Origin of the sequence: Prochlorococcus marinus XMU1411 (assembly GCF_017696075.1) — a bacterium.
GTDB lineage: Bacteria > Cyanobacteriota > Cyanobacteriia > PCC-6307 > Cyanobiaceae > Prochlorococcus_A > Prochlorococcus_A marinus_V.
Genome location: NZ_JAAORI010000003.1, coordinates 339,981 through 364,481 on the forward strand (window position 1 = coordinate 339,981; position 24,501 = coordinate 364,481).

Sequence of the window (24,501 nt, forward strand, 5' to 3'; positions counted from 1 at the left end):
ACTATTTAACGGTTTGTGTAAAATTATGTTTAATATGAAATCTTTGTTTAAGAAAGGATATGGAAAGAATCCCTGAACCTGAATTAATGGTAAAGAAAGAGCAGGTCATTTCTTATGACGAAGCTGATTTTTCAGAAGGGGAAATTAATCTAATTAATCAAATAAATTATTATCTTTTTAGAAAAAATATTTCTTTAGGTGAAAAAGATTTAATAGTTGATTTGGGATGCGGCCCAGGAAATATGTCTGAGAAGTTAGCAATAAAATGGCCTAATACTGAAGTAGTTGGAATAGATGGTTCTAAAGAAATGATTTTGAGAGCAGAATATAATAAAAGTATTTCTACTAATCAAGAAAAATTAAAAAATTTAAGCTACATTTGTTCTGACATCAAAGACATTGAATCAAATAATTCTTTACTTAAAAAAAGAATTAGTTTACTTGTAAGCAACAGTTTGATTCATCACATTAGCAATCTTGAAGATTTCTTCAACACCATAAGAAGTTTGTCTAGTAATATCACTGTAAATTTTCACAAGGACTTGAAAAGACCATTAGATGAAAAGTATGCTTTAGAACTCAAAGCACAATGTTCAACAAAATATAATGATATTTTAACCAATGATTATTATGCATCTTTAAAGGCTTCTTATACTTTCAAAGAGTTAAAATATTTCACTTTAAAGAATAATCTATCCTCTTTAGATGTGTTTGAAGACGGTGATAATTATTTAATAGTCTATGGTAATGTTTAAGAACTAAGTGAAAGGCCCTTATATTATTTAAATGAGCTTAGGTACCAAAATTCTTAATAATAAAGACATACTGGATGCAGTAAATAAAAGAAGAAATTTTGCTATTATTTCACATCCAGATGCTGGGAAAACCACTCTTACTGAAAAGCTTCTTTTGTATGGGGGTGCCATTCAACAGGCAGGTGCAGTAAAAGCTAGGGGTAACCAGAGAAAAGCTACATCAGACTGGATGGACCTTGAGAAACAAAGAGGTATTTCTATTACATCAACTGTATTGCAATTTGAATATGAAAGATCAGTAATCAATTTACTAGATACACCAGGACACCAAGATTTCTCTGAAGATACTTATAGAACATTAGCTGCTGCTGATAATGCAGTTATGCTGGAAGATGCTGCTAAAGGACTAGAACCTCAAACTAGAAAACTGTTTGAAGTTTGCAAGATGCGGAAAATACCAATATTTACTTTCATAAATAAAATGGATAGACCAGGAAGGGAGCCATTTTCTTTACTTGATGAAATTGAATCAGAACTTGGATTAAATACTTTACCTATTAATTGGCCAATTGGAAGTGGCGAACAATTTAGAGGGGTTATTGATAGATTTTCGAGAGAGGTCATTTTATTTGATAAAGCCGTGAGAGGAAAACAATCGAATGAGAAAAGATTAAGTCTTGAAGATAAAGAGCTATTAAAATATGTAGAAAGAGATTTACTTGAAAACTCACTTGAAGAATTGGAGGTTCTTGATGAGGCAGGATCGAAATTTGAAAAAGACAAAGTTTTTAATGGTTCTTTAACCCCAGTTTTCTTTGGATCTGCCATGACTAATTTTGGCGTAAGACCATTTTTAGATAGTTTTTTAAACATGGCACAAAAACCAACTTCAAGAAATAGTAATAAAGGGGATATTGAACCTGCAAGCGATGAATTTAGTGGGTTTGTTTTTAAGCTACAGGCAAATATGGATCCAAAGCACCGAGATAGGGTTGCTTTTATAAGAGTTTGTAGTGGCAAATTTGAAAAGGATATGTCAGTTAAACATTCCAGAACTGGGAAAACAATCAGATTATCAAGACCACAAAAAATATTTGGGCAAGATAGAGAAGTAGTGGATGATGCCTATCCTGGAGATGTTATTGGCTTGAATAATCCAGGTATGTTTTCTATTGGAGATACTCTTTATACTGGTGCTCATCTGGAATATGAGGGCATACCATCCTTTAGTCCTGAAATATTCAGCTGGCTAAGAAATCCAAATCCTTCAGCATTTAAAAACTTTAGAAAGGGTGTTAATGAACTTCGGGAAGAAGGCGCTGTCCAGATTCTTTATGACTTTGATGAAAGTAAAAGAGATCCTATACTCGCAGCTGTTGGTCAATTGCAGTTGGAGGTGGTAACTCACAGATTAAAAAGTGAATATGGTGTAGATGCAAAACTTGAATCAATGCCATATCAATTGGCTAGATGGATTTCTGATGGGTGGCCAGCCATTGAAAAACTAGGGAGAATATTCAATTGTAAAATAGTTAAAGATTGTTGGAATAGGCCAGTTATTCTTTTTAAAAATGAGTGGAATCTAAATCAATTTGTTGAAGATAATAATCAATTAACTTTAAACAAAGTTGCTCCTGTTGTTAGTGGAGTCGAACCAATTGTTTTATAAAGTCTTAATGGATTATAAAATTGGTTAATCTGTTATTATTGGGAAAAAAATTTTGGATTCAAACAGTAGTAAAAACAATAGTGAAAAATCACCTTATGAAATTTTAGGTATAGAAGAAGGTGCTGCTTTTGAGGAAATTCAGAGAGCCAGAGACCTTAAGGTTAAAGAGGCTGGTGAAGATTTAATTTTGAAAGCTAAAATAGAATCTTCTTTTGATCAGTTACTGATGGGGAGTTTGAAATCTAGGCAATCAGGAAATGTAAGCTATGAAGCTGTGAGTGCTTCAAAAAAAGAAAAACAAATTAACCAATTTACCAATAATAATTTTCCACTGCTATCAAAGATAAAAAATTTAAATAATAACTCTAATAATTCAAGTCAGTATAGTCTGCCAAAAATAACGACCCCATCATTTGATAATCTTCCAATAAAAATATCAGTTGGGCTATTGTTTTTAGTTTTGTTACTTATTAGTCCAGACTCAAATAATAGACTTTTACTTTCTATCTCCACATTAATACTTACCTATACTCAAATTAAATCGGGGAAAAGATTTATAGGTTCTTTAGGATGGAGTGTCACCTTTCTTTCAATAGGGTTAATATTTGGTGGATTACTTGAGACTAATTCTTTTATTCAGGAAGTATCAAACAATTCTTTATCAATACAAAAAATTCAAAGTATTCCAGCCATGGTTATTTTATGGCTGGGCGTAATTTTCTTATGATTAATTTTCTATCATCGATTTAATTTCTTCATAATTTATAAGATATTTATTCTTACAGAATTCACAAACTAATTCTGCTTTGCCATCTTTCTTAAGGATGTCCTCCAACTCGCTCTTATCAAGCATCTTCATTGCATTTAAACTTCTTTGTTTAGAACACTTGCATTTAAAACTAACTTCTTGGGAACGAGCTTTTTCAGAGATTGATTTATCGTCAATATCGGGGAAAATATTCCTTATTAACGAAAGAAGATTATCTTTTGACTGAAACAGGTCTTCGCTAAAAGAATTAATTTCTTTGCATCTTTCTTCAAGTAGTGAGACTAGTAAAGGATCAGTATCTTTTTTAGGTAAGACTTGAGCTAATAAGCCACCACTACAAATAACACCTTGATTTTGAATTTTTTCTCCAATGAATACAGCAGAAGGGGTTTGTTCTGAATGATATAAATATGAAGCTAAGTCTTCTGCAATATTCCCATTTACTAATTCAACTGTACTTGTAAAGGGCTCTCCAATTCCACTATCTCTAATAACATTTAAATATCCAGTACCTAATGCTTTTGTGAAATCAAAAGAATATTTATTATTGTCTATTTTGACTAGATCTAATTCTAAATCGGGATTCCCTACATAACCTCTAACTTTGCCGTCTCTTCCTGCATCAACCAGCAATCCCTTTAAAGGTCCGTCAGATCTAACTCTTAAAGTTACTCTCCCATGCATTATCTTCATTGAACTGGCTAAAAGCAGTGAAGCACTAAATGCTCTCCCTAAGATACAGGTGGTTAAATAAGATAAGCCGTGTCTCTTTTTGGCTTCTAGGGAAGACTCTGTTGTTAAGACCGCAACTAATCTTATTCCTCCATTTGCGGCAGTAGCTCGTACTATCCTATCCCTCATCATTTTTTTTCATAAGATTTTTGATTTTTCCTTTTTCCAGAATTAATATCCTAGACGGAATGCCCTCAAATAAGGCAGGTTCATGAGTAACAATAATAATTGTATTTTTATTTTTTAGATCAATGATTAAATTCTTAACATCATTTCTCATTGAATAGTCTAAACCAGCAGTTGGTTCATCAAGTAAAAGAATTGATGGGTTTCTAAGTAGCTGAACTGCTACAGCTAACCTTCTTTGTTGTCCTCCACTTAGTTGTTCTGGTGGTTGGGTCAGATTAATTTTATTTAAACCAACCTTATTTAAAACTATTTCTATATTTTTTTCTCTTAAAGATTTATGGCCTATTTTTAATTCTTTCCCAATAGTTGTACCTATAAAGTATCTTTCAGGGAATTGGAATACTACTCCACAAAACCATCTCCTTTGCCTAGAAGATAAAAGTTTATTCTTCCAAGTAATTTTTCCTTTTTGTGGATTTGTTAATCCGCTTATTATTTCGAGAAGTGTAGTTTTCCCAGAACCACTATTGCCGCAAATTAAGATAATTTCATTTTCATGAACTTTTAAATTAAGATTTTCTATTATTTTTCTTTCACCAGTTTGAGGTTGATAAGATATTTCTTTTAAATCAAGCATTATTAATTAAGTTATAAGTATGAATTTTAAACTAGTAATAACTTACTTATAATAGCTATATATCTAAAAAGCTATTAGTCAATATGAATATTATTTTTAGAGAAGTTGATCCTTTTAATTGTTGGATATGGATAAGGTTTTCAGAATCACCAACTAAAGATGAAAAAAATTATTTAGATGGTGTTTTTGATAGTTGGTACGTTTTGGGCAGGTTAGGGGGATTTAATTCTGAAAATTTGCAAACTCATGAAGAGGGTTCTGATCTCAGTTGGATGTCCTATGATAATGAACAAAAAAACGCATCTCTTCCAGCCTTAATGCATAATTTAGGAATCATGGAATATCAAAACCTGTGGGGTAGATGTTGGGTTGATTTTGGGACTTCAGACTCCCTTTCAATAGATATCTTAATTAATTCTTTGAATGAGATATCAAATAATTATGTAAAAATTGAAGAGTTAATTATTGGTGGTGAAAATGATGATTGGGTTATTGAAGAACATGAAGATTTAGTTTTCAAAGATTAAGTATTTTAGATGGAAGACTTAACAAGATTAATTATTTCCCATGAAAGAATTGAAAATATAAAGAACAATTATTTAGAACTAACTAATGAAGAGGCGCATTATATTAATAAAGTGATGAGGATAAAAAATGGGAAAGAAATATTTATAGCTAACGGAATGGGTTCATTATGGAAAGCAATAAAAGTTAAAAATGATTTTTTAGAAATAAGTCAATTAAAAAACCCTCACTTATTTCAAGAAAAAGAAATTTACTTATTAGGGATAGCGGTTGTTATACCTAAAAGTGGTTTTGATGATATTTTGAAAATGTGTACTGAGATAGGAATTGATTTTATACAACCATTATTTTCAGAAAGACAGGTAAACAAAAATTTAAACTTTTCGAGAAAAATATTGAGATGGAACTCGATTATCAAAGAAGCAGTTGAACAAAGTGAGAGATTATGGAAACCATCTATTTTTAATAGTATGGATATTATTGAATGGCTAAAAAGTAGAGATAATCAAGAAAGAGTTTCAATTTCTATTACTAGAGAAAATACACATTATGACTTAAATCAATGGTTAAGAAAACACCAAGATTTCGTTAATAAAAAAGGGGGTATTTTCTGGAATGTAATTGGCCCTGAAGGAGGTTGGTCCTCTAAAGAAGTTGATTTTTTCAATAAAAATAATACTACCTTTGTTAAACTCTCTGACACTATATTGAGAACTTCTACAGCTAGTATTAATGCATCATCAATTCTAAATCAGTGGAGAATTGATTTGAAATTAAGGAATTAAATAAATATGGATTTAATTAGAAATCAATTTTTTATAGGTTTTTGTATAAACTTTATTTTGATTTATATATTTTGCAAGGTTCCTTTGATGACAAAAGGTGGTTGGATAAGTGCAGGTATTTTAGGAACAATTTTGTGGGGATGTTTGTCTTGGCAGGGATGGATGTCAGTTGTAATTTATTTATTATTTGGATCTCTCGTTACCAAAATTGGTTTTAAATTTAAAAAAGAACAAGGAATAGCCGAAAAAAGAGATGGGAGAAGAGGTCCTGAAAATGTATGGGGCTCTGCAGCTACAGGATTATTTCTTGCTATTATGACAAAATTTAATGATGCCAACGTAGTGATTTTAAAAATAGGATTTGCTGCAAGTTTTGCTGCAAAGTTGGCGGATACTTTTGGTAGCGAAATTGGAAAAAGGTTTGGGAAGGATACATATTTAATTACTTCACTTAAAAAGGTTGAGAGTGGAACTGAAGGAGGAATAAGTTTAGAAGGAACATTAGCTAGTGTCTTGGGATCAATATTTATGGCTTTTATAATGCTTCGTTTATCACTTATTTCTACAAAAATCCACTTCGTAATTGTTGCAGTCTCGGGATTTTTGGCAACACTCTCCGAAAGTATTATTGGTGCTAGATTTCAAAATAAATATAAATTAAGTAATGAAATGGTAAATGCTATTCAGACAAGTATTGCGTCTGTTTTTGCAATCTTTTCCATGATCTTTTACTCATATTTTTTAAATTAAAAATATTTGAAAAGATTTAGGATTCCTTCCATTTTGTAAGAATCTCCCAGCTCTTAAGTCTTTGGTAAATCCAGAAATGACCTTCGGAATTCAGATGAATTCCATCATGCGTAATCCAATTTTTACTCCTTTTATCAGAGTACATTTCTCTAAAAGTAGGAAGAAATGGGACATTCTGATTGAGGCATACTTCTTCCATTCTCCTTTCATAAGAATTACAAAAATCATTTGAATACCATAAACATCCTGCGAACGGCATTTTGCTTTCGTCAACTGGTGTCAGACCAATAACAAAGACATTTGTTTGAGAGTCCATTTCATTAATTAGTCTCTCTAATCCATATTCAAATCCATCTATATCTAATTGATGTCTTCCGTTTTTCTGACCAATTGCTGCAGTGTCGTTAAGACCAACATTTAGCAGGATTGCTTTAGGTTTATTTCTTCTTGTTTCTCCTCTAGAAGACCATTCTTTTTCCCATCTAGATGAAACTTTTTCTATACCATCTCCCCTTACTCCAAGTTGATAAATTACTGGCCCATTTTTGTTATTGCACCAATCTTTTCTAAGCCTCTCACACCAACCGCCACCTTCATTATCTCCCCATCCATAAACTGAGCTATCTCCAATTACAACTAGCTGTTTTGGTAAACTAATCACTATAACCGGAAAAAATAACTACTTGATTCAAAAAATTATTCTTACAAATCAAGTTAAACTATTTTTGATTTTAACATTTATTAATTCGCCAACTATTGCGATGGAGCTATAAGCTATCAAAACTAACATAACTTCTTGCCATGCGAAGGAACTAAGTGATTCTTGCAATTGCCAACCTAGACCAACACTACCAATAACCCCAACAATTGCAGTTTCTCTAATAATTATGTCAGATCTATAGGCGCAATATGCTAAATAACTTTTTGCTTGTTGAGAAAATAAACCTAAAAGCCAACTAGTCTTTTTTGAGATTCCTAAAGATGTCATTGCGATATAATTTCTCTTGTCTTGTCTATCTAGATTTGTAAAAAGTAATTTGCTTGTAATGCTAGCGTTATGAAGACCTAGTGTTAAAGCTGCTAAAGATAAAGAAGGATTGTTAAAAGTTAATAGAATTAGAAGTATTAAAGGTGTTGGTATTAAACGTAATAAAAATGCAAAAATTTTTATAAAAATTTTAGAAGTATTGTTGTTAAAAATCCCTATTAATAATGGAGGTAAACTAATAGCGATTCCAGTTGATAAAAGACTTAAAATTATTGTTTCCAAAATAATTTTTAAGAAATCAAATGATCCTAATTTTGAACTTGATTTAAATAGAGAACTAACAGAATTAAAACCTTCAAAATTATTATTAAAAATAAAATAAAGAAAATATGAAAAAGAAAATAAAATTGTTATAAAAAAAACTGCAATAAAAAAAATAGATATTATTTTATTTGTATTATTAAATTTAATCTTTTTGAATATTAATCCAGAAAGAATTATCAAAATTGCTAAGGACCATAAATAAGTCCATAACTCTCTAAAATTCAAAGTTTGGAAAGATAAAAAAATACTAGTACCTATTCCTCCAATCCCAAAAATTCCTAAAATTACAGTACTTCTTATTGAACACTCTAATCGATATAAACCAAAGTTTTTAAATGTATTTATTATTGGATTCCATATTAAGGTAAATAAAGTAGAAAGTTTAGGAGCATTTATTCGATTTATAGATTCAAAACTTTTGTAGTCAATAGTTTCTAATTGTTCAGCAAAAACTTTTGAATTTACAGCAATATAAGGAATACATATAGCTATTATTCCTATTGAAAAATTTATTCCATATATTTGCATTAATAGTATTCCCCAAACTACTTCATGTATAGATCTAATTATTGTTAGAAAAAACCTTATTGTCTTATAGAAAAAATTTGGAATATTAAAAATTTTATAAAAAATATTTGAGGATAATATTCCAAAAATTGCCCCAAAAATAATACTTACTAACCAACTAAAAAAACCAATGCAGATAGTTTCATTTAATCGATTAATTACGGTAACAATAATTTCATTATCGAGCTTGGGATTAAATGCAGAAATTAAAAATTCTTGGAATAATTTTAATCCTCCAAAATGAATATTGGTTATTAATTGATACCCTAGAGGTATGCAAACCAAAATTGGAAGGAAAGATAATGAGGTATGGTTTAATTTTAATTTATTCAACTAATTAATATATTTTATCCAAATGAAGCTTCTTTAAATAATTTCTTTTAATATTGAAAAAAATTTTACCATCCCTTATTCCAATAACTTTATCGAAATCTTTCAGCAAATCTAATCTATGTAATGCAACTAATGTTGCCTTTGGGGATTTTTTTGTATTATTTTTATCTACATTTTCTAGCAGCAGGTTTTTAATTGTTGTTATCAATTTAGGATCTAAATTATTAAAAGGCTCATCTGCAAGTAATATATCCGATCCTTGAATTAATGACCTAGCTATAGCCACCCTTTGTTTTTGCCCCCCAGATAGTTTTCTGATCTTTTTGTCGTAAATAGAGCTATGAAGTCTACATAATTGCATATATTTATGCGCCTGTTTAAAAGAACTTATATTTAGCAAATTTTTTAAAGCGAAATAAAAATTTTTTTCCGCGAGTAGTCCACAATTAACATTTTGTTCTGCTGAGAGATCTTCTATTAATCTTAAATCTTGCCAAATAGTTGTTATCTTGCGTTTCTGCTTTCTATCTAATTCATCGAAACTTTTATTGAATAATTTAACCCTACCTTGAGTTGGCTTGATAGTGCCATTTAGCACTGATATAAGAGTAGATTTTCCTGAACCGCTTTTACCTAAAAGTGCAATTTTCTCCCCTGAATTTATTTTTAAATTTACTTTATTTAGGATTAGATTATTTTTGTATTTATAAGATATATTTTTTAATTCTAAGAGAGTATTATTCATCTGATTTTATTTAATTTCCTCCCTATGTCCTCTATATTTTTATACTGTTTTGCTTCTGCATTTATAAATCTTTTTGTATTGAACATATCCAATATCTGTTTATGCGATTTTTGATTTATATCTAAATTTAGAATTACTGATTTAAGTTTTTTTGTAAACCCTTCCCCGTATCTATTCTCAAGATCCCCTTGAGCTACCCAATGATAGTCTACATATTCTGGGGTGATCCAGAATAATTCTAAATTACTTGTTCTTTTGGGATTATTTTTAAGATTTTTTTCCCAAACTTGTTTATTTAAAGCTCCAGCATCAAATGCTCCAGCATTAACTAAAGCTATAGTGGCATCATGGCTCCCACTAAAACCTGCTTTTTTCCCTTTAAAGTGTTTAATTTGTACCCCTGCTCGATTTAAAAAATATTCTGGCATTAATCTTCCAGATGTTGAGTTTTCAGAGCCAAAAGTAAATCTTAAATTCTTTAGTTTTTTAAGTCCTTTAATGTTTGAAATTGAGTTAAGTTCTAAATTTTTATTTACTATAAAAACACTTTGAAATTCCTTATCGATATCTCTTTGAGCTACAACAATTGAATTAGGAGTTTGTAATCTTGCCTGCACTCCTGATAGACCGCCAAACCAAACTAAATCTAAATCTTTAGTTCTAAATCCAGTTACTGCTGCAACATAATTAATAACAGGAATGTATTTAACTTCTACATCAAGTTGTTTGGATAATTCTTTTGAAAATAAATTAAATCTTTTGTCTAAAACATCTTGATTTTGATCAGGTATCGCTCCAACTTTTAAAACTTTGGGATTTGACAATACAGGTGATGAAAAAATTGAAAATAATACAGAGGAACTTATTAGGAAATTTTTTAAATTAAACATAATATTTTAAATTAGTAATATTCGGATATAGCTTTTTCAATCCTTTCTAATCCATCTTTTATTTTAATTTCTGAAGCGGCACAAGACATTCTTATACATTCATCAGCCCCAAAAGCTTTTCCTGGTACAACAACTAATCCGTAATCTTGAAGAGCTTTATTGCAGAAATCAACAGAAGTAATTGAGGAGTTAGGTAATCTTGGAAATGCGTAAAATGCTCCATTAGGTTCTTTAATATAAATACCATTTATATTCTTAAGGCCTTCATAGAGAAGACTTCTTCTTTGATCATAATGGCTATTTATCATTGAGAAAAATTCATTATTAATTTTTAAAGCCTCCAAAGCACCTTTTTGAACAAAAGAGCAAACATTACTTGTACTTTGACTTTGTAATGCTGAGGATGCTTTGATTACATCTTTGGGACCTACTAAATAACCTATCCTCCAGCCAGTCATGGCCCATCCTTTAGCAAATCCATTTATTATAAAAATCCTATCTTTTAAGTCATTTGCTAATGAAGATAAGCTGTAATGGTTAAATTCTTTTTTAAGGATTAGTTCGTAAATCTCATCAGAAAGAATATTGATATTTGGATTTTCTCTGACTAAATCGGCAATTTGTAATAATTCTTCCTTTGACATAACTCTTCCAGTAGGGTTATTAGGAGAATTGATAATTATAAATTTAGTTTTTGAAGAGATTTTAGACTTCAAATCTTTTATATTAATTTTAAATCCATCTTCTGCCGAAGAGTTTGTAAAAATTGGCTTTCCACCCGCCAATCTAACCATCTGGGGATAACTTAACCAGTATGGAGAAGGAATAATAACTTCGTCTCCAGTATTTAACAAAACTTGGAAAAGATTATATATTGCTTGCTTAGCACCATTTGTGACCATTACATTTTCAAATTCATAATTTAAATTGTTTTGAACTTGAAATTTATTTGCAATTGCTTTTCGGAGATCTAAATTGCCTGCTGCGGGCCCGTACTTTGTAAATCCATCAAATATAGCTTTACTTGTAGCCTCTATAACTTCTTTTGGAGCATTAAAGTCAGGTTCTCCTGCACTTAAATTGCAAATATCTACTCCTTCTTTAGATAATTGATTTGCTTTGGCACTTATCTGCAATGTAAGAGAAGGCTCAATTGAAAGTGCCCTTTCCGATAAATTAACTTGACTCATTGACTTATAACTTTTCAAATATGACTTTTAATAATGACAAATGCATAAATTAACAATAAGTAAAAGTATCACATAATGGTTTAATTTAGTTCATTTTCTTAATCTATTTTATTTTCATGTTTTGAGTTCTTAAGATAAAAAATATTTAAAGTTTTATTTTCGGTGAAAAGGTTAGTTATTGGGAGAGGAAGCGTATTCGCAGATTTGTTAATAATTGGTGAGGCACCTGGAGCGCAGGAAGACTTAGAAGGAAAACCATATGTAGGTAAATCTGGCAAGTTATTAAACGAATTATTGATAAAAGCTGGGATTGATTATAAGGAGGATGTTTATTTTTGCAATGTGATTAAATGTCGTCCACCAAATAATAGAAAACCCACTGCTAGAGAAATTAATATTCACAAACCTTGGTTGTTACAGCAAATAAAGCTAGTTGATCCAAAATTTATTTTGCTTACTGGTTCGACTGCTATGAGAGCTATTTTAGAAGTTAAAGATCCTATAAGTAATTTAAGAGGTCAATGGATTAAAAAAGATGGCAGAGAAATTATGGTAATTTTTCATCCATCTTATTTGTTGAGATTTCCTTCAAGAGAAATAAATAAACCTTATCATCTAACTTTGAAAGACCTAAAGAATGTAAGTGGTAAACTATATGCCGTATAATTTAGTGAATCCTTTTTGAATATCAAGAATTTTAATGTCATTAACTCAATCAAAAGAGGTTAATAGTCTCTCCAAAAGGTATTCAACTCATATTGAGAGAAGGATAACTAGAACAGTAATGGTTGGTGACGTAGCTATTGGAAGTGATTATCCAGTAAGAGTTCAATCGATGATAAATGAAGATACTATGGATGTCGAAAATGCTTACTTGGCTATCAAAAGACTTCATGATGTAGGTTGTGAAATAGTAAGATTAACTGTCCCTTCCTTAGCGCACGCAAAAGCAGTAGGAGATATTAAAGCAAAACTATTAGAAAATAATATCAACACCCCCTTGGTAGCTGATGTTCACCATAATGGTATGAAAATTGCAATGGAGGTTGCAAAACATGTTGATAAAGTAAGAATTAATCCCGGATTGTTTGTGTTTGAAAAATCAGACCCTACAAGAACTGAATATACAGATGAGGAATTTGAAACTATTAAAGAAACAATACTTAAAAGGTTTACCCCTTTAGTTGAAGTTTTAAAGTCTGAAAATAAAGCTCTTAGGATTGGAGTTAATCATGGGTCTCTATCTGAGAGGATGCTTTTTACTTATGGAGATACGCCATTAGGAATGACTGAATCTGCGATGGAGTTCGTCAAAATTTGTGATGAACTTGATTTTCATAACATAATTATCTCTATGAAAGCTTCTAGGGCTCCAGTCATGATGGCGGCTTACAGAATGATCGCAGATAGGCTTGACTCTGAAGGATATAACTATCCCTTACATTTAGGAGTGACTGAAGCTGGAGATGGTGATTATGGAAGGATTAAAAGTACTGCTGGAATTGGAACCCTTTTAGCAGAGGGATTAGGAGATACTATTAGGGTTTCTTTAACAGAAGCTCCGGAAAAGGAAATACCCGTGTGCTATTCAATTTTGCAATCTTTAGGCCTTAGAAAAACGATGGTTGAATATATTAGTTGCCCTAGTTGTGGGAGAACACTTTTCAATTTAGAAGAAGTTGTAGACAAAGTTAGGAACGCTACTTCACATCTTACGGGTCTAGACATAGCAATAATGGGATGTATTGTTAATGGGCCAGGAGAAATGGCAGACGCTGATTATGGTTATGTTGGAAAAGGTAAAGGAACTATTGCTTTATATAGAAGAAAAGAAGAAATAAAAAGAGTACCTGAAAATGATGGGGTTGATGCTTTAATCCAACTAATTAAGGATGATGGAAAGTGGATTGATCCTTAAGGATTTGTCAAATTTTTGAAATTATAAATAAATTCTTTTTATAATAAAAAATATCAAATTCTTTGAAGATAAGAAAATTGTTTAAAAAAAATTTTATAGTTCTTTTTGCTACTAGCTTATCTGGACTATTTTTAAATAATTACGCAGAAGCATCAGTTTTAACTAACAGTTATAAAGAAGTAATTGATCACGTTTGGCAAATCGTATATAGAGATTTTCTTGATTCAAGCGGTAAATTTCAAAAGTCTAATTGGATTAATGTAAGAAAAGAAGTTTTATCAAAAACATATTCAGACAGCAATGAGGCATATGATGCGATTAGAGATATGCTTTCTAACTTAGATGATTCATATACAAGATTTTTAGAACCTAAGGAATTTAATCAAATGAGAATCGATACCTCTGGTGAATTAACTGGAGTTGGTATCCAAATAGTAAAAGATAAAGAATCTGATGATTTAATAATTATTTCTCCCATAGAGGGCACCCCTGCATTTGATGCTGGAATTAAAGCTAGAGATAAAATATTATCTATAGATGATATTTCTACTGAAGGTATGAATATAGATGAGGCCGTGAAATTAATAAGAGGACAAAGAGGTACTAAAGTTAAGCTTGAAATTCTGAGAGATTCTAAATCCTTTTTTAAGATTTTATCAAGAGAAAAAATTGAAATAAAATCTGTATCAAGTAAAGTCAATCAAACCAAAAATGGCTTATTAATTGGCTATGTGAGAATTAAACAATTTAATGCAAATGCATCAAAAGAGACTAGAGATGCTATTAAGGATTTAGAAACAAAAAAAGTCGCAGGATATGTTCTTGACTTGAGAAGTAATCCAGGAGGTTTATTAGAATCAAGCATTGATATATCAAGACACTTTATTAACAAAGGAATAATAGTAAGTACAGTAAGTAAAGATGGTTTAAAAGATACAAGTAGAGGAAACGGTCAAGCCCTAACAAAAAAGCCCTTAGTTGTCTTAGTTAATGAGGGTTCTGCTAGTGCCAGTGAAATAGTTTCTGGTGCAATAAAAGATAATAAAAGAGGAAAATTAGTTGGGAAGAAAACGTTTGGTAAAGGTCTTGTTCAATCTATGAGAACATTAGTGGATGGTTCAGGCCTAACTGTTACAGTCGCTAAGTATTTAACTCCAAACGGCACTGACATAAACAAATTTGGAATTATTCCAGACATAGAAGTAAAAATGAATATTAACCCTATTCTCCAAAGAGAGATCGGAACTAGAAAAGACAAGCAATATAGAGCTGGTGAAAAAGAGCTAATTAATATAATTAATAGAAATAATCAGATAAGTGAATTTAAACCTAACACTACAAACCTTAATGCATTCATAAAAATTAATAAGGAAGATAAAGTATTTTCATTTAATTAATTACTCATATCCAGCATTCTCTTTATTGGTACATAGGCTCTTCTTATTATTTCGGGGTCAAGTTCGATAGATGGTGAATTATTTTTCAAACAATCTAGAATTTTTTCTAAAGTATTTAATTTCATATATGGACACTCGTTACATTTACAACCCTCTATATCTGGGACTTCAATAAAAATTTTGTTAGGTTCTTTCTTCTTCATTTGATGGATTATTCCAGGTTCAGTTAATACCATGTAAGTTTTAGATGTATCTTTACTTACGAAATCAAGCAGTTTACTTGTTGATCCAATAAAGTCTGAGAGAATTAGTAAATTTTGACTACATTCAGGATGAGCAATTACTTTTGATTCTGGATTTTGATATTTTAATTTTAGAAGTGCTTCTTCACTAAATGATTCATGAACAATGCAGCTGCCAGGCCATAATTTAAGATCTCTTCCAGAATTTTTCTGTACCCATCTCCCAAGGTTCTGATCTGGCGCAAATATTATCTTTTTATCTTGAGGGATCTTTTTTATTAATGAGACTGCATTACTGCTTGTACATATCAGATCACTTTGAGCTTTTACTTCTGCAGTACAATTTATATAACTTACGACATAGTGATCTGGATTTTCTTCTCTAAACTTTTGAAATTTATCTGAGGGACAATCGTCTGCTAATGAGCATCCTGCGTCAATATCTGGTAATAGGACTGTTTTATTAGGGCTAAGTATTTTTGCGGTTTCGGCCATAAAGTGCACACCGCAAAAAATTATTATATCAGCATCATTATTTGCAGCTTTCCTAGATAGATCTAATGAATCGCCAATAAAATCTGCAATTTCCTGAATCTCTGGAGCTTGATAATAGTGCGCAAGAATAATTGCATTAGCTTTTTTGCAACGGTCCTTTATTTCAGAAATCAAATCCTCTTCATTTTGAACTGATTTCTGTTTTGCAGTAGAAGTTATACTGGTCAGGATTTAGAATATCTCTAAATAGATTATATGCCTTTAAACAGAAAAAATTCTGACAAATTTAAAAATTGCTATTGTTGGTGACTGTCATGGTCAATGGTCTGAATTAGACTTGAAAGTTTTATCGATTATCAAACCACATATTGTTTTATTTGTTGGTGATATTTCTGATGGGAGTGTCAAAATAATTAAAAAAATCAATGAGATCAAAATTCCTACTTTTGTGATTTTAGGAAATCATGATAGAGGGAAAGATTCTACAGGGGAAACTCTTTCAAAGCAGATACGTGTTCTTGGTGAAAAATATTGCGCATGGGATTTGAAAGTTTTTAATAATCAAATAAATTTATTGTCTGCCAGACCATGTAGTTCTGGCGGCGGCTATTATCTTTCGAGAGAAGTTAAAGGTGTTTATGGACCTATCACCGAACAAGATTCAATAAATAAAATAATTAAATGTTCGGAAAAGACTGTAGAAGATATACCTTTAATAATTATGTCTCATGCTGGCCCCTCGGGTTTAGGTTCAGAACCTAAAAGCATTTGTGGAAAAGACTGGAAATTACCCTCATTAGATTGGGGAGATAGAGATTTGTCTGTGGCTATTTCTCAAATACAAAAGAGAAGAAAAGTTGATCTTGTAATTTTTGGTCATATGCACAACAGGCTTAAAAGAAATCTTGGTTTAAGAGAGATGTTTAAAATTGATAGCAAAGGAACAATTTATTTCAACACTGCTGTGGTGCCAAGGTACAAAACTGATGAAGATGGGAAATTATTAATTAACTTTTCATGGATTGAGTTTAAAAAAAAGGGATTAAGTCATGTTTCTCATCGATGGTATTCAGAGTCTGGTGAAATTTGTGAAGAAGATAAATTTTTTTAGGATTAGATATTTTTGTTTATATTTTAAGTATTTTTGGGCTTTTCATATCTTGAAAATAATGTTTGAGACAAGATATAACCCGCAATTCCTGCGGCCGTAAAAGCTAAACCATTTTTAAATAAAGGTAATAAATCATTTGTTCTGGATATTATCGGTGCCAAACCAAAAATTCCAAATAACATTCCCCATAAGGGAGAAAGAAGAGCTAAAAATCCAATTGATATGACTTGACCTTCTTTTCTTGGAGCAGATGCAAAACCTGCTACTAAACCTCCAAGAATAGATGTACATAAAGTCCAAATATATTGCTCTTTGGGTAGGCCTGGGACAACTTGGCATCCTCCTCTTTCGAGGCAAACCTTTACTGAATCAATTGCATCTAATACTGCACCATCCTCACCGTGATCTTTAACATAGTATTGGTTGCCAAATCTTGTTTGAAGTTCAACCCAAAATAACCTTGGCATAAAATTAAAATAAGCCTCTCCTACGTTAAAGTTCAGCAAATTTCCCCCTCTTGGATCCGCGACTATCAACAAACTTGTCTCATCTAGATCCCAATAGTCCTTTATTGCGCTACCAGGAGAACTTTCAAACTGAGATAAATATTTAATTTTCCACCCACTTTCAATTTCTAGATTGTTGAGCTTTTCCTCTAAAGATTTTTTCTGATTAGGGCTTAATGTTTTAGCTAAATCAATTACTGGTGTTTTTTCTTCTGGTAATAGATTTGGATTATTTATAGCGAAAACGGGTTTATGTGAAATTAAAACTAATATAGATAGAAATATTCCTAATAAATAGTTAATCTTTGAAGGCATAAATAAGTTCTGTCTTTTTATATTTTCGCCGATGAATAGCTTACCCGCGAATAATCCAGATTGGTTAGTAAAAAAAATAATAAAAATGGGTGGGACTATAAGTTTTTATGACTTTATGAATTTTGCATTAAATGATCCTATTAATGGTTATTACGGCAGCGGTAAGGCTGAGTTAGGCGTTCGAGGAGATTTTGTCACATCACCCTCTTTATCTGATGATTTTGCTTTTTTGGTTGGTAAACAAATAAAAGATTGGTTGATTCAGTTCAAAAATAGTTTTTTATCTAATCAGAAATTAGCTGTAATTGAATTTGGAGCAGGAGATGGAAGCTTTATGAGTGGATTAATTAAATATTTTTTAGAAAACAGCAAGAATTTTTTGGAAGGAGTTTCTTTTGTAATTATTGAACCTAATGAAGGGATGGTAGAAAAACAAAAAAATAAATTGGAAGAATATTTAAACTTAGGCATTGATATTTTATGGAAAGGTTTGGATGAAGTAGAAGAAAATAATTTAAATGGAATAGTTCTTGCAAATGAGGTTTTGGATGCTTTGCCAGTAGAGAGAATAACCTTCTCAAAAGGAAAATTACTTCGACAAGCAGTTTCTATAGAGAAGAAATCTCATAAATTATATTTTGATGAAATGTCAATTACAAGTGAATTGAGAAAAAGTATTGAACTTGCTAAAAGTGAGTTGGGAATCACTATCCCGCCTGAAGATGCTCTTGAAGGATGGACAACCGAATGGCATGTAGATAATTCAAAATGGTTAGAAGCTATTTATGGAAAAATCAATAATGGTATTTTATTGATAATTGATTACGCTAAAGAAGCTGAAAAATACTATAACTCTAAGAATTCTGATGGGACGATAGTTTCTTATGTAAATCAAAAAATGATGAATAATGTTCTAGATTCTCCTGGAAATTGCGATTTAACATCTCATGTTTGTATAGAAACTTTAATTAATGATGCTGAGACTCTTGGATTTAATACTCTTGGAATAACTAAACAAGGAGAGGCTTTGTTGGCACTTGGATTGGCAGAGAGACTTTATGGAATTCAGAAGGAATTTAAGGAGGATTTATCAAATGCTCTTTTAAGAAGAGAGGCATTACTTAGACTCGTTGATCCTGTATGTCTAGGTAATTTTAAGTGGTTTGTTTTTAATAAGTTTAAGGAGAAGGAAATGAAAATAAATTCAACCTGTTTACGTTAAGAAAAAAACTTTAAAAATAATGAATCTTCTACGTCATCATATATATCTACTGCACCAATTTCTTTCGGTAATATAAATCTCATTTTGCCATCACGAACTTTCTTGTCGCCCATAAGTATTGTTAGAACCTCTTCTTTATTTATTTTGGGGATCTCGGTAGGAAGATCGTAACTCCTTAAAAGATTCTTCTGTCTTTCTAATTCTTCTTGAGACCATAACCCTTTCTCAATTGCTATTTTCCCCGCAATATTCATACCAATTGATATTGCCTCACCATGTAGAAATTTGCCGTATCCACATAAATTTTCAATGACGTGACCAAAAGAATGACCATAATTCAATATCGCTCTAACACCATTTTCATGTTCGTCTTGAGAAACAATATGAGACTTTGTTTTTATTGAACTATTAATTATTTTAATTAGATAATCATTCTTGAGATTTATAAGTTCATTCTTGTGTTTTTCAATTTCTAAGTATTCGAAAAGTTCTTTATCTCTTATTACTCCGTATTTTATTACTTCGGCCATGCCTGCATTAAATTCTCTTTTGGGCAAACTTTTTAAAGTTTCTGGATCAATAAAAACAGCTTTAGGTTGATTGAAAGCTCCAATTAAATTCTTACCTTTTGGATGATTTACTCCTGTTTTTCCTCCCACAGATGAATCAACCATCGATAATAATGTTGTTGGAATCTGTATATATTCGATGCCTCTTAGCCAAGTAGCAGCAGCGAAGCCACTTACATCTCCAACAATTCCTCCTCCAAGGGCAATAATTATTGAATTTCTATCTAAGCCAAATTCAAATGCAACATCATATATTTCACTTAAGGTTTTTAAGTTTTTATATGATTCTCCAGTCTTGATAAGGAACATTTTGGCCTGGTATTGATTATCTTTTAAATTATTTAAGAATTTTTCTCCATACAAATTTGATATTTCTTCATTTGAAATTACAAGTATTTTTCTATTCTTTGTTATTCCAATTCTTAAGAGTTCTTCGCTGATATTATTCAGTATCCCTGCTTTTAGTGTTACTTCGTATGACTTATCACCTAATGGGACTAATATTTTTCTCTTATTCACAATTGATTACCTGGTTAAAATTTATAAATATTTAGTATTAAATACTTTATATATTAGCAAAATCTAAGCTCTGGATACTTAAAAATTCAGTTGTTAAGAATTAGAAATGGTAATAAAATCATGCTATGAGTTTAAAAAAAAATATAAACGATATTAAGAAAAATTATTCTCTGGGAATAATTGGAGGTGGTCAACTGGCTTTAATGTTAACCGAGGCAGCAAAAAAAAGAAATTTAGAAGTATGTGTGCAAACAAAATCTTGTGATGATCCTGCTGGTTCAAAAGCAGATCATGTCATAGAAGCTGATCCTTTAAAGATAAGAGGTAATAAATCATTAATTAATGAGTGTGAAAAAATAATTTTTGAAAATGAATGGATAAAAATTGATAAATTAAATTTAATTGACAATAAAGATATTTTTGTCCCAAGCCTTAATGCAATTAAGCCATTAGTAGATAGGTTTTCTCAAAAAAAATTAATAGATAGAATGAATATTCCTTGTCCAAAATGGATAAGCATTGAAGATTTTAAAAATCTCTCGGATGAGGAAATCAATAATTGGAATTTTCCTCTAATGGCAAAATCAAATAAAGGTGGATATGACGGTAAAGGGAACAGAAAAATAAAGACAAAAGAAGATTTAGATTCTTTTTTAACAGAGAATAATTCTGATGAATGGTTAATAGAAGAATGGATAGAGTATGAAAAAGAACTGGCTCTCGTTGGTTCGAGAGATAGGACCGGTAAGATAAGATTCTTTCCAATAGTTGAGACATTCCAATCAAACCATGTTTGTGATTGGGTTCTTGCACCTGGAACAAATGAATATGATTTGAACTTATTTGCAATAAATATTTTCTCTTCAATAGTCAATGAACTTAATTACGTTGGAGTTTTAGCTATTGAATTCTTCTATGGAGATAATGGTCTTTTAATTAATGAAATAGCTCCTAGAACACATAACTCAGCTCATTTCTCTATTGAAGCTTGCACTTCAAGTCAGTTTGATCAATATGTTTGCATTTCTTCTGGGATAATGCCACCTGAAATTAAAATGAACTGTGAAGGTGCAATTATGATAAATCTACTGGGGTTAAAAAAGAATTTCCCAATCTCAATGGAATCCAGAATTAAGATGTTATCTGAAATTGAGGGTTCTAATATTCATTCTTATGGCAAATCTCGCGAAATGCTGGGAAGAAAAATGGCTCACATCACATTTCTATTAAATGGTAAAACGCATTCAGAAAGATATGATGAAGCTCAAATTTTATTAACTATGGTAAGAGACATTTGGCCATCTCCAAATGCATAAAAAAATAAGTTAGAGTTAGATTACTGGGTCTTTGGTTAAGTTCTTCTTTATGTGCTCTGATCTGACTCTCTTTCGACATGAGGAGACTGTCGTGATGCGGTAGTAAACCGATCTTGTAATCGGAAACGAAAGCCCACTTTGAATCCTCTTCTGGCATTTCCAGGTCGATGCAGCAGAGAACTGACGGGGATCCGGTGTTACCTATCAAAATGCTTGCTAAAACAGGCTTTTGGTGGGTATTTTATTTTTTTGGAATAACTGGGCTGTTTTTATTCTCTATCAGTGTAAATAATTTATTTGCCAAAATACTTGACGATCCATTTCTGATGTATTTATATTTGTAGTACACATGTATTACTAATTAATGACTTTAGGAGGAGCTAATGTTTGGACTAATTTTTCTTACGGTTATCGTAATGAGTCCCCAAGTGGTTGGTTGCTTAGCCCAGACCGCAGCAGACTAATTTTATTTACAAGGAATAAAAAATCTCCAAGAAATAGTATGAGAATTTTTGCTCATACATATTATGCAAATGATCTTGGTGAGCCAATGGCAATTAAATCATCAACTCAAATGTACTTGGATAATGCTTGGGATAAATGGCATGACCTTCAATTAGAAGGTTGGACTTTTGAAGAACTTGAATTACCTGAATCTGTATGACTAACTTAAATCCAATCAAAAAGAAATTATCAAAAGTAGATAGAAAGATATCTATGCAAGACCCATCAAAATTATTAGCAGAATTTTTTAATGGTGTTGTGATTGAACTTCATGAAGAATATAAATATGACTCATAAAGAATTGATAGATCAAGTTTCCGCAAATTTATTTAAACAAAGTGGAAAGTTAGAAAGCAGAAGATCTTGGTTGGCAATGAGGAATTATCTTGAACAATTAGATACCGAACAACTTAAATCCATGCTTAAGGACCACGGATGATTCAAAAACTTTATTTAGTTTTTATTTTTTTCTTAATTCTCAGAAAACCATAAGTTGCAAAGCCAACCAAAAACATATCCAAGTAAATATGCCAAGTAGGAAAAATCTGGTTTATTAATTCCATTAACGTTTTATTGCCACTTGCCAATAAGGATAATCTAAATTTGATTTTTCTCTAATCAATTGTAATTTTCTAGAATTTATTTTTACTACTATTCCATCTGTTGGATAGTTACTAAAAAGTTTCCCTTCTAGCCATTGTTTTCTAAATAATTCAAGTTGGCTCGTAAAGTTGCATGAAATATCCTGAGGGATCGTGAAGCCAAGCTTTGAAAGACTTTTTTTGGACTCATATTGGTTAAGTTTTGAATTAAGTATTTGAAATGCACAGAAGCTAAGACTTTCAGAAAATCCTTCTTTAGCTCTTAGAAATCCAGAAGAGATTCTCTGGGAGATATTTGGACTTTGGTTGGGTGCATATAATTCACCTCTAACTTGAAGAACTCCTCGTAAAGGGAGATTATTGGGAATGTCTTGGACTTTAATAAGTTTACTAGTAACGTCTGCCCCTTTTCTTGAAATTGCTTTCTCCAAGGTTCCATCCCTATATTGCAAAGCAACAGCACAACCATCAATTTTTGGTTCAATTAATAATCTGGTATCTACTAATAATCCTTTCAAAAATTCATCTATTGAATCCTTTTCTAATGAAGGTAAAACTAGTTTATTTTTCTTTTTAAAGTAATCACAATTTGGGTTTGTTCTTAATAAATTTTTTTCAAGTTGGTCGAACTGCTTATCAGAGATTAAAGCATTACCATTTCTATAATTATCGTCATACCATTCAATTCGTTCTTCTAAATAACTCTTCATTTAATACGATGGCTTAAGTTTTTGGTCAGGTATCCAACTTGGTTTATCTATAATCCATTTTTCTCTATCTTCATATTTAACAGTCCATAAAAGAAATGAAGAAATTTCTTTAAGAGTTATGCCAATCAAATATCTTGTTTTTGGACTTGTTAATATAAATCCAAATAATAAAATTAATAAAATAAGTTTAAACATACCTTTAATCATTTAAAAACTCAGCACAATTTTTGCGAACTTTTTAATTAATGCAATTCTTATAACCCTCAATCTTTGCTAGTTCATCAATATTCAAACCTGTTTCTTCTAATAAAGTTTCTCCTATATCGTCCTTATTAAATTTAGTTAAAGCTCCTTTAGTAGAGTACTTAATACATTGGTTTTTGTATTTTGCTTCTTTGACAACAGGAGATAAATAAAAACCAAACAATATGATAAAAGCCCCATAGGTTACAACTTTTCTATGGTTTTTCCACCATTCATAAAATTTATTGGACACGAAAAATAAATGACTATTTTCTATTTTAAATTGACTGTCAACAAATTACTTTAGAAATTTAAGGATTGGTTAATTTATTGTTTTTTCATTAATAGATTTAACCCAAGAATAATATCTTGATTTTCTAATCCTTTGCTCTTTCGAGACTAATCTATCGGCAGATTCTAGAGGTGATTCTCCTTTCTCAACTTTTGTTGTAATAGAAATACCAAAACCTTTTGCTTCAATTTTTGCAATGCCACCCTCTAAAAAAAATAAAAAAGACCAACCTTTGTTCCATCCTAAATAGAAGGGATTTCGATACATTGCATTCTTTTGGAGATACTCTTTAAATGATATTTTCCTTTTCGAGGAGTTACTTGTATTCACTATTACCAAATAAGAAGTTTACGGCTGCTTATTTCTGGAAAGTAATTTTAGTATTTAAATAATTATCAGAGGAATACTTGACTTCTATAATTAGTACATTTATATTAATAGTACAACTGTATTATCTTAATGACTTCAGGAGTCGCTAATGTTCGGACTTATTTTTATAGTGGCAGCCTTATTGACCCCCCAACTGGCTGGTTGTTTAACAAAAAAAGTGGTTTATTAATTTTTTTTGAGAGTTATAAGAAATCTGTATCTAATAACTTACAAGTATATACTCATCTTTTCTATGCAAATGAATTAGGTGAACCAGCCCAAATTAAAAATTCAAGACTTCATTCTAATGAGTGTGCTTGTGAAACATGGAATGAATTAATTGCAGGAGGTTGGCAAATTGTTACTAATAAATTCCAGTAATC

At 30.9% G+C, this 24,501-nt stretch carries 30 protein-coding genes and 1 other RNA gene; 17 read left to right on the forward strand and 14 right to left on the reverse strand.

The genetic code is table 11. The features are described from left to right. Positions 1-59 precede the first annotated feature (59 nt). From HA145_RS03560 to HA145_RS03570, 3 genes are read left to right on the forward strand one after another with little or no spacing between them, the layout of a single operon-like run. On the forward strand, positions 60-755 hold the full coding sequence (locus HA145_RS03560) for a class I SAM-dependent methyltransferase (RefSeq protein ID WP_209127884.1): 696 nt from the start codon (positions 60-62) through the stop codon (positions 753-755). Between the two features lie 31 nt (positions 756-786). Then, positions 787-2,424, forward strand: coding sequence for a peptide chain release factor 3 (locus HA145_RS03565; RefSeq protein ID WP_209127885.1), 1,638 nt, complete (start codon positions 787-789; stop codon positions 2,422-2,424). A 52-nt stretch (positions 2,425-2,476) separates the two neighbouring features. Then, the gene (locus tag HA145_RS03570; RefSeq protein WP_209127886.1) at positions 2,477-3,151 is read left to right on the forward strand and encodes a CPP1-like family protein; all 675 of its coding nucleotides are present in this window, start codon (positions 2,477-2,479) and stop codon (positions 3,149-3,151) included. Here the strand turns inward: HA145_RS03570 and hslO are convergent, their stop codons facing one another. Beyond that, positions 3,152-4,054, reverse strand: a complete 903-nt coding sequence (hslO, locus tag HA145_RS03575; RefSeq protein WP_209128302.1) for an Hsp33 family molecular chaperone HslO — start codon at positions 4,052-4,054, stop codon at positions 3,152-3,154. After that, complete coding sequence (locus tag HA145_RS03580; protein ID WP_209127887.1) at positions 4,044-4,691, reverse strand: ABC transporter ATP-binding protein; 648 nt, start codon at positions 4,689-4,691, stop codon at positions 4,044-4,046. Before HA145_RS03580 ends, hslO begins: the two co-directional genes overlap by 11 nt. Positions 4,692-4,774: 83 nt before the next feature. Here HA145_RS03580 and HA145_RS03585 point away from each other — a divergent pair, with 83 nt between their 5' ends. The 3 genes from HA145_RS03585 to HA145_RS03595 are packed head-to-tail and all read left to right on the forward strand — an operon-like array spanning position 4,775 to position 6,751. Further along, positions 4,775-5,218, forward strand: a complete 444-nt coding sequence (locus HA145_RS03585; protein WP_209127888.1) for a DUF3531 family protein — start codon at positions 4,775-4,777, stop codon at positions 5,216-5,218. Positions 5,219-5,227: 9 nt separating this feature from the next. Next, positions 5,228-6,001: a 16S rRNA (uracil(1498)-N(3))-methyltransferase gene (locus HA145_RS03590; RefSeq protein WP_209127889.1), complete on the forward strand. Its 774-nt coding sequence runs from the start codon at positions 5,228-5,230 to the stop codon at positions 5,999-6,001. Between the two features lie 6 nt (positions 6,002-6,007). Then, positions 6,008-6,751 (forward strand): DUF92 domain-containing protein, encoded by a 744-nt coding sequence (locus HA145_RS03595; protein ID WP_209127890.1) that lies wholly within the window; start codon positions 6,008-6,010, stop codon positions 6,749-6,751. Positions 6,752-6,767: 16 nt separating this feature from the next. Here HA145_RS03595 and HA145_RS03600 read toward each other — a convergent pair whose 3' ends face one another. The 5 genes from HA145_RS03600 to HA145_RS03620 are packed head-to-tail and all read right to left on the reverse strand — an operon-like array spanning position 6,768 to position 11,788. Then, positions 6,768-7,412: a GDSL-type esterase/lipase family protein gene (locus HA145_RS03600; RefSeq protein ID WP_209127891.1), complete on the reverse strand. Its 645-nt coding sequence runs from the start codon at positions 7,410-7,412 to the stop codon at positions 6,768-6,770. A 48-nt stretch (positions 7,413-7,460) separates the two neighbouring features. Then, complete coding sequence (locus HA145_RS03605; protein ID WP_245151774.1) at positions 7,461-8,963, reverse strand: PhnE/PtxC family ABC transporter permease; 1,503 nt, start codon at positions 8,961-8,963, stop codon at positions 7,461-7,463. Positions 8,964-8,967: 4 nt separating this feature from the next. Then, the gene (locus tag HA145_RS03610) at positions 8,968-9,708 is read right to left on the reverse strand and encodes an ATP-binding cassette domain-containing protein (RefSeq protein WP_209127892.1); all 741 of its coding nucleotides are present in this window, start codon (positions 9,706-9,708) and stop codon (positions 8,968-8,970) included. Then, positions 9,705-10,598 (reverse strand): putative selenate ABC transporter substrate-binding protein, encoded by an 894-nt coding sequence (locus HA145_RS03615; protein ID WP_209127893.1) that lies wholly within the window; start codon positions 10,596-10,598, stop codon positions 9,705-9,707. Before HA145_RS03615 ends, HA145_RS03610 begins: the two co-directional genes overlap by 4 nt. Before the next feature lie 11 nt (positions 10,599-10,609). Next, complete coding sequence (locus HA145_RS03620) at positions 10,610-11,788, reverse strand: pyridoxal phosphate-dependent aminotransferase (RefSeq protein WP_209127894.1); 1,179 nt, start codon at positions 11,786-11,788, stop codon at positions 10,610-10,612. 162 nt (positions 11,789-11,950) lie between these two features. On the opposite strand from HA145_RS03620, the gene HA145_RS03625 reads away from it, so the two are divergent. The 3 genes from HA145_RS03625 (at position 11,951) to HA145_RS03635 (ending at position 15,103) form a co-directional block, all read left to right on the forward strand. Next, positions 11,951-12,454, forward strand: a complete 504-nt coding sequence (locus HA145_RS03625; RefSeq protein ID WP_209127895.1) for a uracil-DNA glycosylase — start codon at positions 11,951-11,953, stop codon at positions 12,452-12,454. 34 nt (positions 12,455-12,488) lie between these two features. Then, positions 12,489-13,706, forward strand: a complete 1,218-nt coding sequence (gene ispG / locus HA145_RS03630) for a (E)-4-hydroxy-3-methylbut-2-enyl-diphosphate synthase (protein ID WP_209127896.1) — start codon at positions 12,489-12,491, stop codon at positions 13,704-13,706. Positions 13,707-13,768: 62 nt separating this feature from the next. Further along, entirely contained in the window at positions 13,769-15,103 is a 1,335-nt protein-coding gene (locus HA145_RS03635) for a S41 family peptidase (RefSeq protein WP_209127897.1), read from the forward strand. Here the strand turns inward: HA145_RS03635 and nadA are convergent. Further along, positions 15,100-16,068, reverse strand: a complete 969-nt coding sequence (gene nadA / locus HA145_RS03640; protein WP_257469982.1) for a quinolinate synthase NadA — start codon at positions 16,066-16,068, stop codon at positions 15,100-15,102. The genes HA145_RS03635 and nadA overlap by 4 nt on opposite strands. 109 nt (positions 16,069-16,177) lie before the next feature. On the opposite strand from nadA, the gene HA145_RS03645 reads away from it, so the two are divergent. Further along, the gene (locus HA145_RS03645) at positions 16,178-16,951 is read left to right on the forward strand and encodes a TIGR04168 family protein (protein ID WP_245151776.1); all 774 of its coding nucleotides are present in this window, start codon (positions 16,178-16,180) and stop codon (positions 16,949-16,951) included. Between the two features lie 23 nt (positions 16,952-16,974). Here HA145_RS03645 and HA145_RS03650 read toward each other — a convergent pair whose 3' ends face one another. After that, positions 16,975-17,772 (reverse strand): TPM domain-containing protein, encoded by a 798-nt coding sequence (locus HA145_RS03650; RefSeq protein WP_209127898.1) that lies wholly within the window; start codon positions 17,770-17,772, stop codon positions 16,975-16,977. A gap of 31 nt (positions 17,773-17,803) precedes the next feature. Here HA145_RS03650 and HA145_RS03655 point away from each other — a divergent pair, with 31 nt between their 5' ends. Beyond that, positions 17,804-18,994, forward strand: a complete 1,191-nt coding sequence (locus HA145_RS03655; RefSeq protein WP_209127899.1) for an SAM-dependent methyltransferase — start codon at positions 17,804-17,806, stop codon at positions 18,992-18,994. Here the strand turns inward: HA145_RS03655 and aroB are convergent. Further along, entirely contained in the window at positions 18,991-20,082 is a 1,092-nt protein-coding gene (aroB, locus tag HA145_RS03660; protein WP_209127900.1) for a 3-dehydroquinate synthase, read from the reverse strand. The genes HA145_RS03655 and aroB overlap by 4 nt on opposite strands. A gap of 125 nt (positions 20,083-20,207) precedes the next feature. On the opposite strand from aroB, the gene HA145_RS03665 reads away from it, so the two are divergent. The 5 genes from HA145_RS03665 (at position 20,208) to HA145_RS03685 (ending at position 22,341) form a co-directional block, all read left to right on the forward strand. Beyond that, a complete protein-coding gene (locus tag HA145_RS03665) occupies positions 20,208-21,398 on the forward strand; it encodes a 5-(carboxyamino)imidazole ribonucleotide synthase (protein WP_209127901.1) in 1,191 nt (396 codons plus the stop codon). 17 nt (positions 21,399-21,415) lie between these two features. Continuing rightward, a non-coding RNA gene (gene ssrS, locus HA145_RS03670) (6S RNA) lies at positions 21,416-21,600 on the forward strand. 162 nt (positions 21,601-21,762) lie between these two features. Beyond that, the gene (locus HA145_RS03675) at positions 21,763-22,062 is read left to right on the forward strand and encodes a DUF1651 domain-containing protein (protein WP_011818187.1); all 300 of its coding nucleotides are present in this window, start codon (positions 21,763-21,765) and stop codon (positions 22,060-22,062) included. Continuing rightward, positions 22,059-22,199 carry a hypothetical protein gene (locus tag HA145_RS03680; protein ID WP_209127902.1) on the forward strand — a complete coding sequence of 47 codons (141 nt, stop codon included), beginning with the start codon at positions 22,059-22,061 and terminating at the stop codon, positions 22,197-22,199. The genes HA145_RS03675 and HA145_RS03680 overlap by 4 nt, the downstream gene beginning before the upstream one ends. Further along, the gene (locus HA145_RS03685; protein ID WP_011862727.1) at positions 22,189-22,341 is read left to right on the forward strand and encodes a hypothetical protein; all 153 of its coding nucleotides are present in this window, start codon (positions 22,189-22,191) and stop codon (positions 22,339-22,341) included. Before HA145_RS03680 ends, HA145_RS03685 begins: the two co-directional genes overlap by 11 nt. Before the next feature lie 123 nt (positions 22,342-22,464). Here HA145_RS03685 and HA145_RS03690 read toward each other — a convergent pair whose 3' ends face one another. The 4 genes from HA145_RS03690 to HA145_RS03705 all read right to left on the reverse strand — a co-directional run bounded on the left by HA145_RS03690 (position 22,465) and on the right by HA145_RS03705 (position 24,079). Further along, positions 22,465-23,214, reverse strand: coding sequence for an NAD-dependent DNA ligase (locus HA145_RS03690; RefSeq protein WP_209127903.1), 750 nt, complete (start codon positions 23,212-23,214; stop codon positions 22,465-22,467). Next, positions 23,215-23,409, reverse strand: coding sequence for a hypothetical protein (locus HA145_RS03695; protein ID WP_245151777.1), 195 nt, complete (start codon positions 23,407-23,409; stop codon positions 23,215-23,217). Positions 23,410-23,452: 43 nt separating this feature from the next. Continuing rightward, positions 23,453-23,710 (reverse strand): hypothetical protein, encoded by a 258-nt coding sequence (locus tag HA145_RS03700; RefSeq protein ID WP_025890613.1) that lies wholly within the window; start codon positions 23,708-23,710, stop codon positions 23,453-23,455. Positions 23,711-23,779: 69 nt separating this feature from the next. Next, positions 23,780-24,079, reverse strand: a complete 300-nt coding sequence (locus tag HA145_RS03705) for a hypothetical protein (protein ID WP_245151778.1) — start codon at positions 24,077-24,079, stop codon at positions 23,780-23,782. A 129-nt stretch (positions 24,080-24,208) separates the two neighbouring features. Here HA145_RS03705 and HA145_RS03710 point away from each other — a divergent pair, with 129 nt between their 5' ends. Continuing rightward, positions 24,209-24,499: a DUF1651 domain-containing protein gene (locus HA145_RS03710; RefSeq protein ID WP_209127905.1), complete on the forward strand. Its 291-nt coding sequence runs from the start codon at positions 24,209-24,211 to the stop codon at positions 24,497-24,499. The last annotated feature ends 2 nt before the right edge of the window (positions 24,500-24,501 follow it).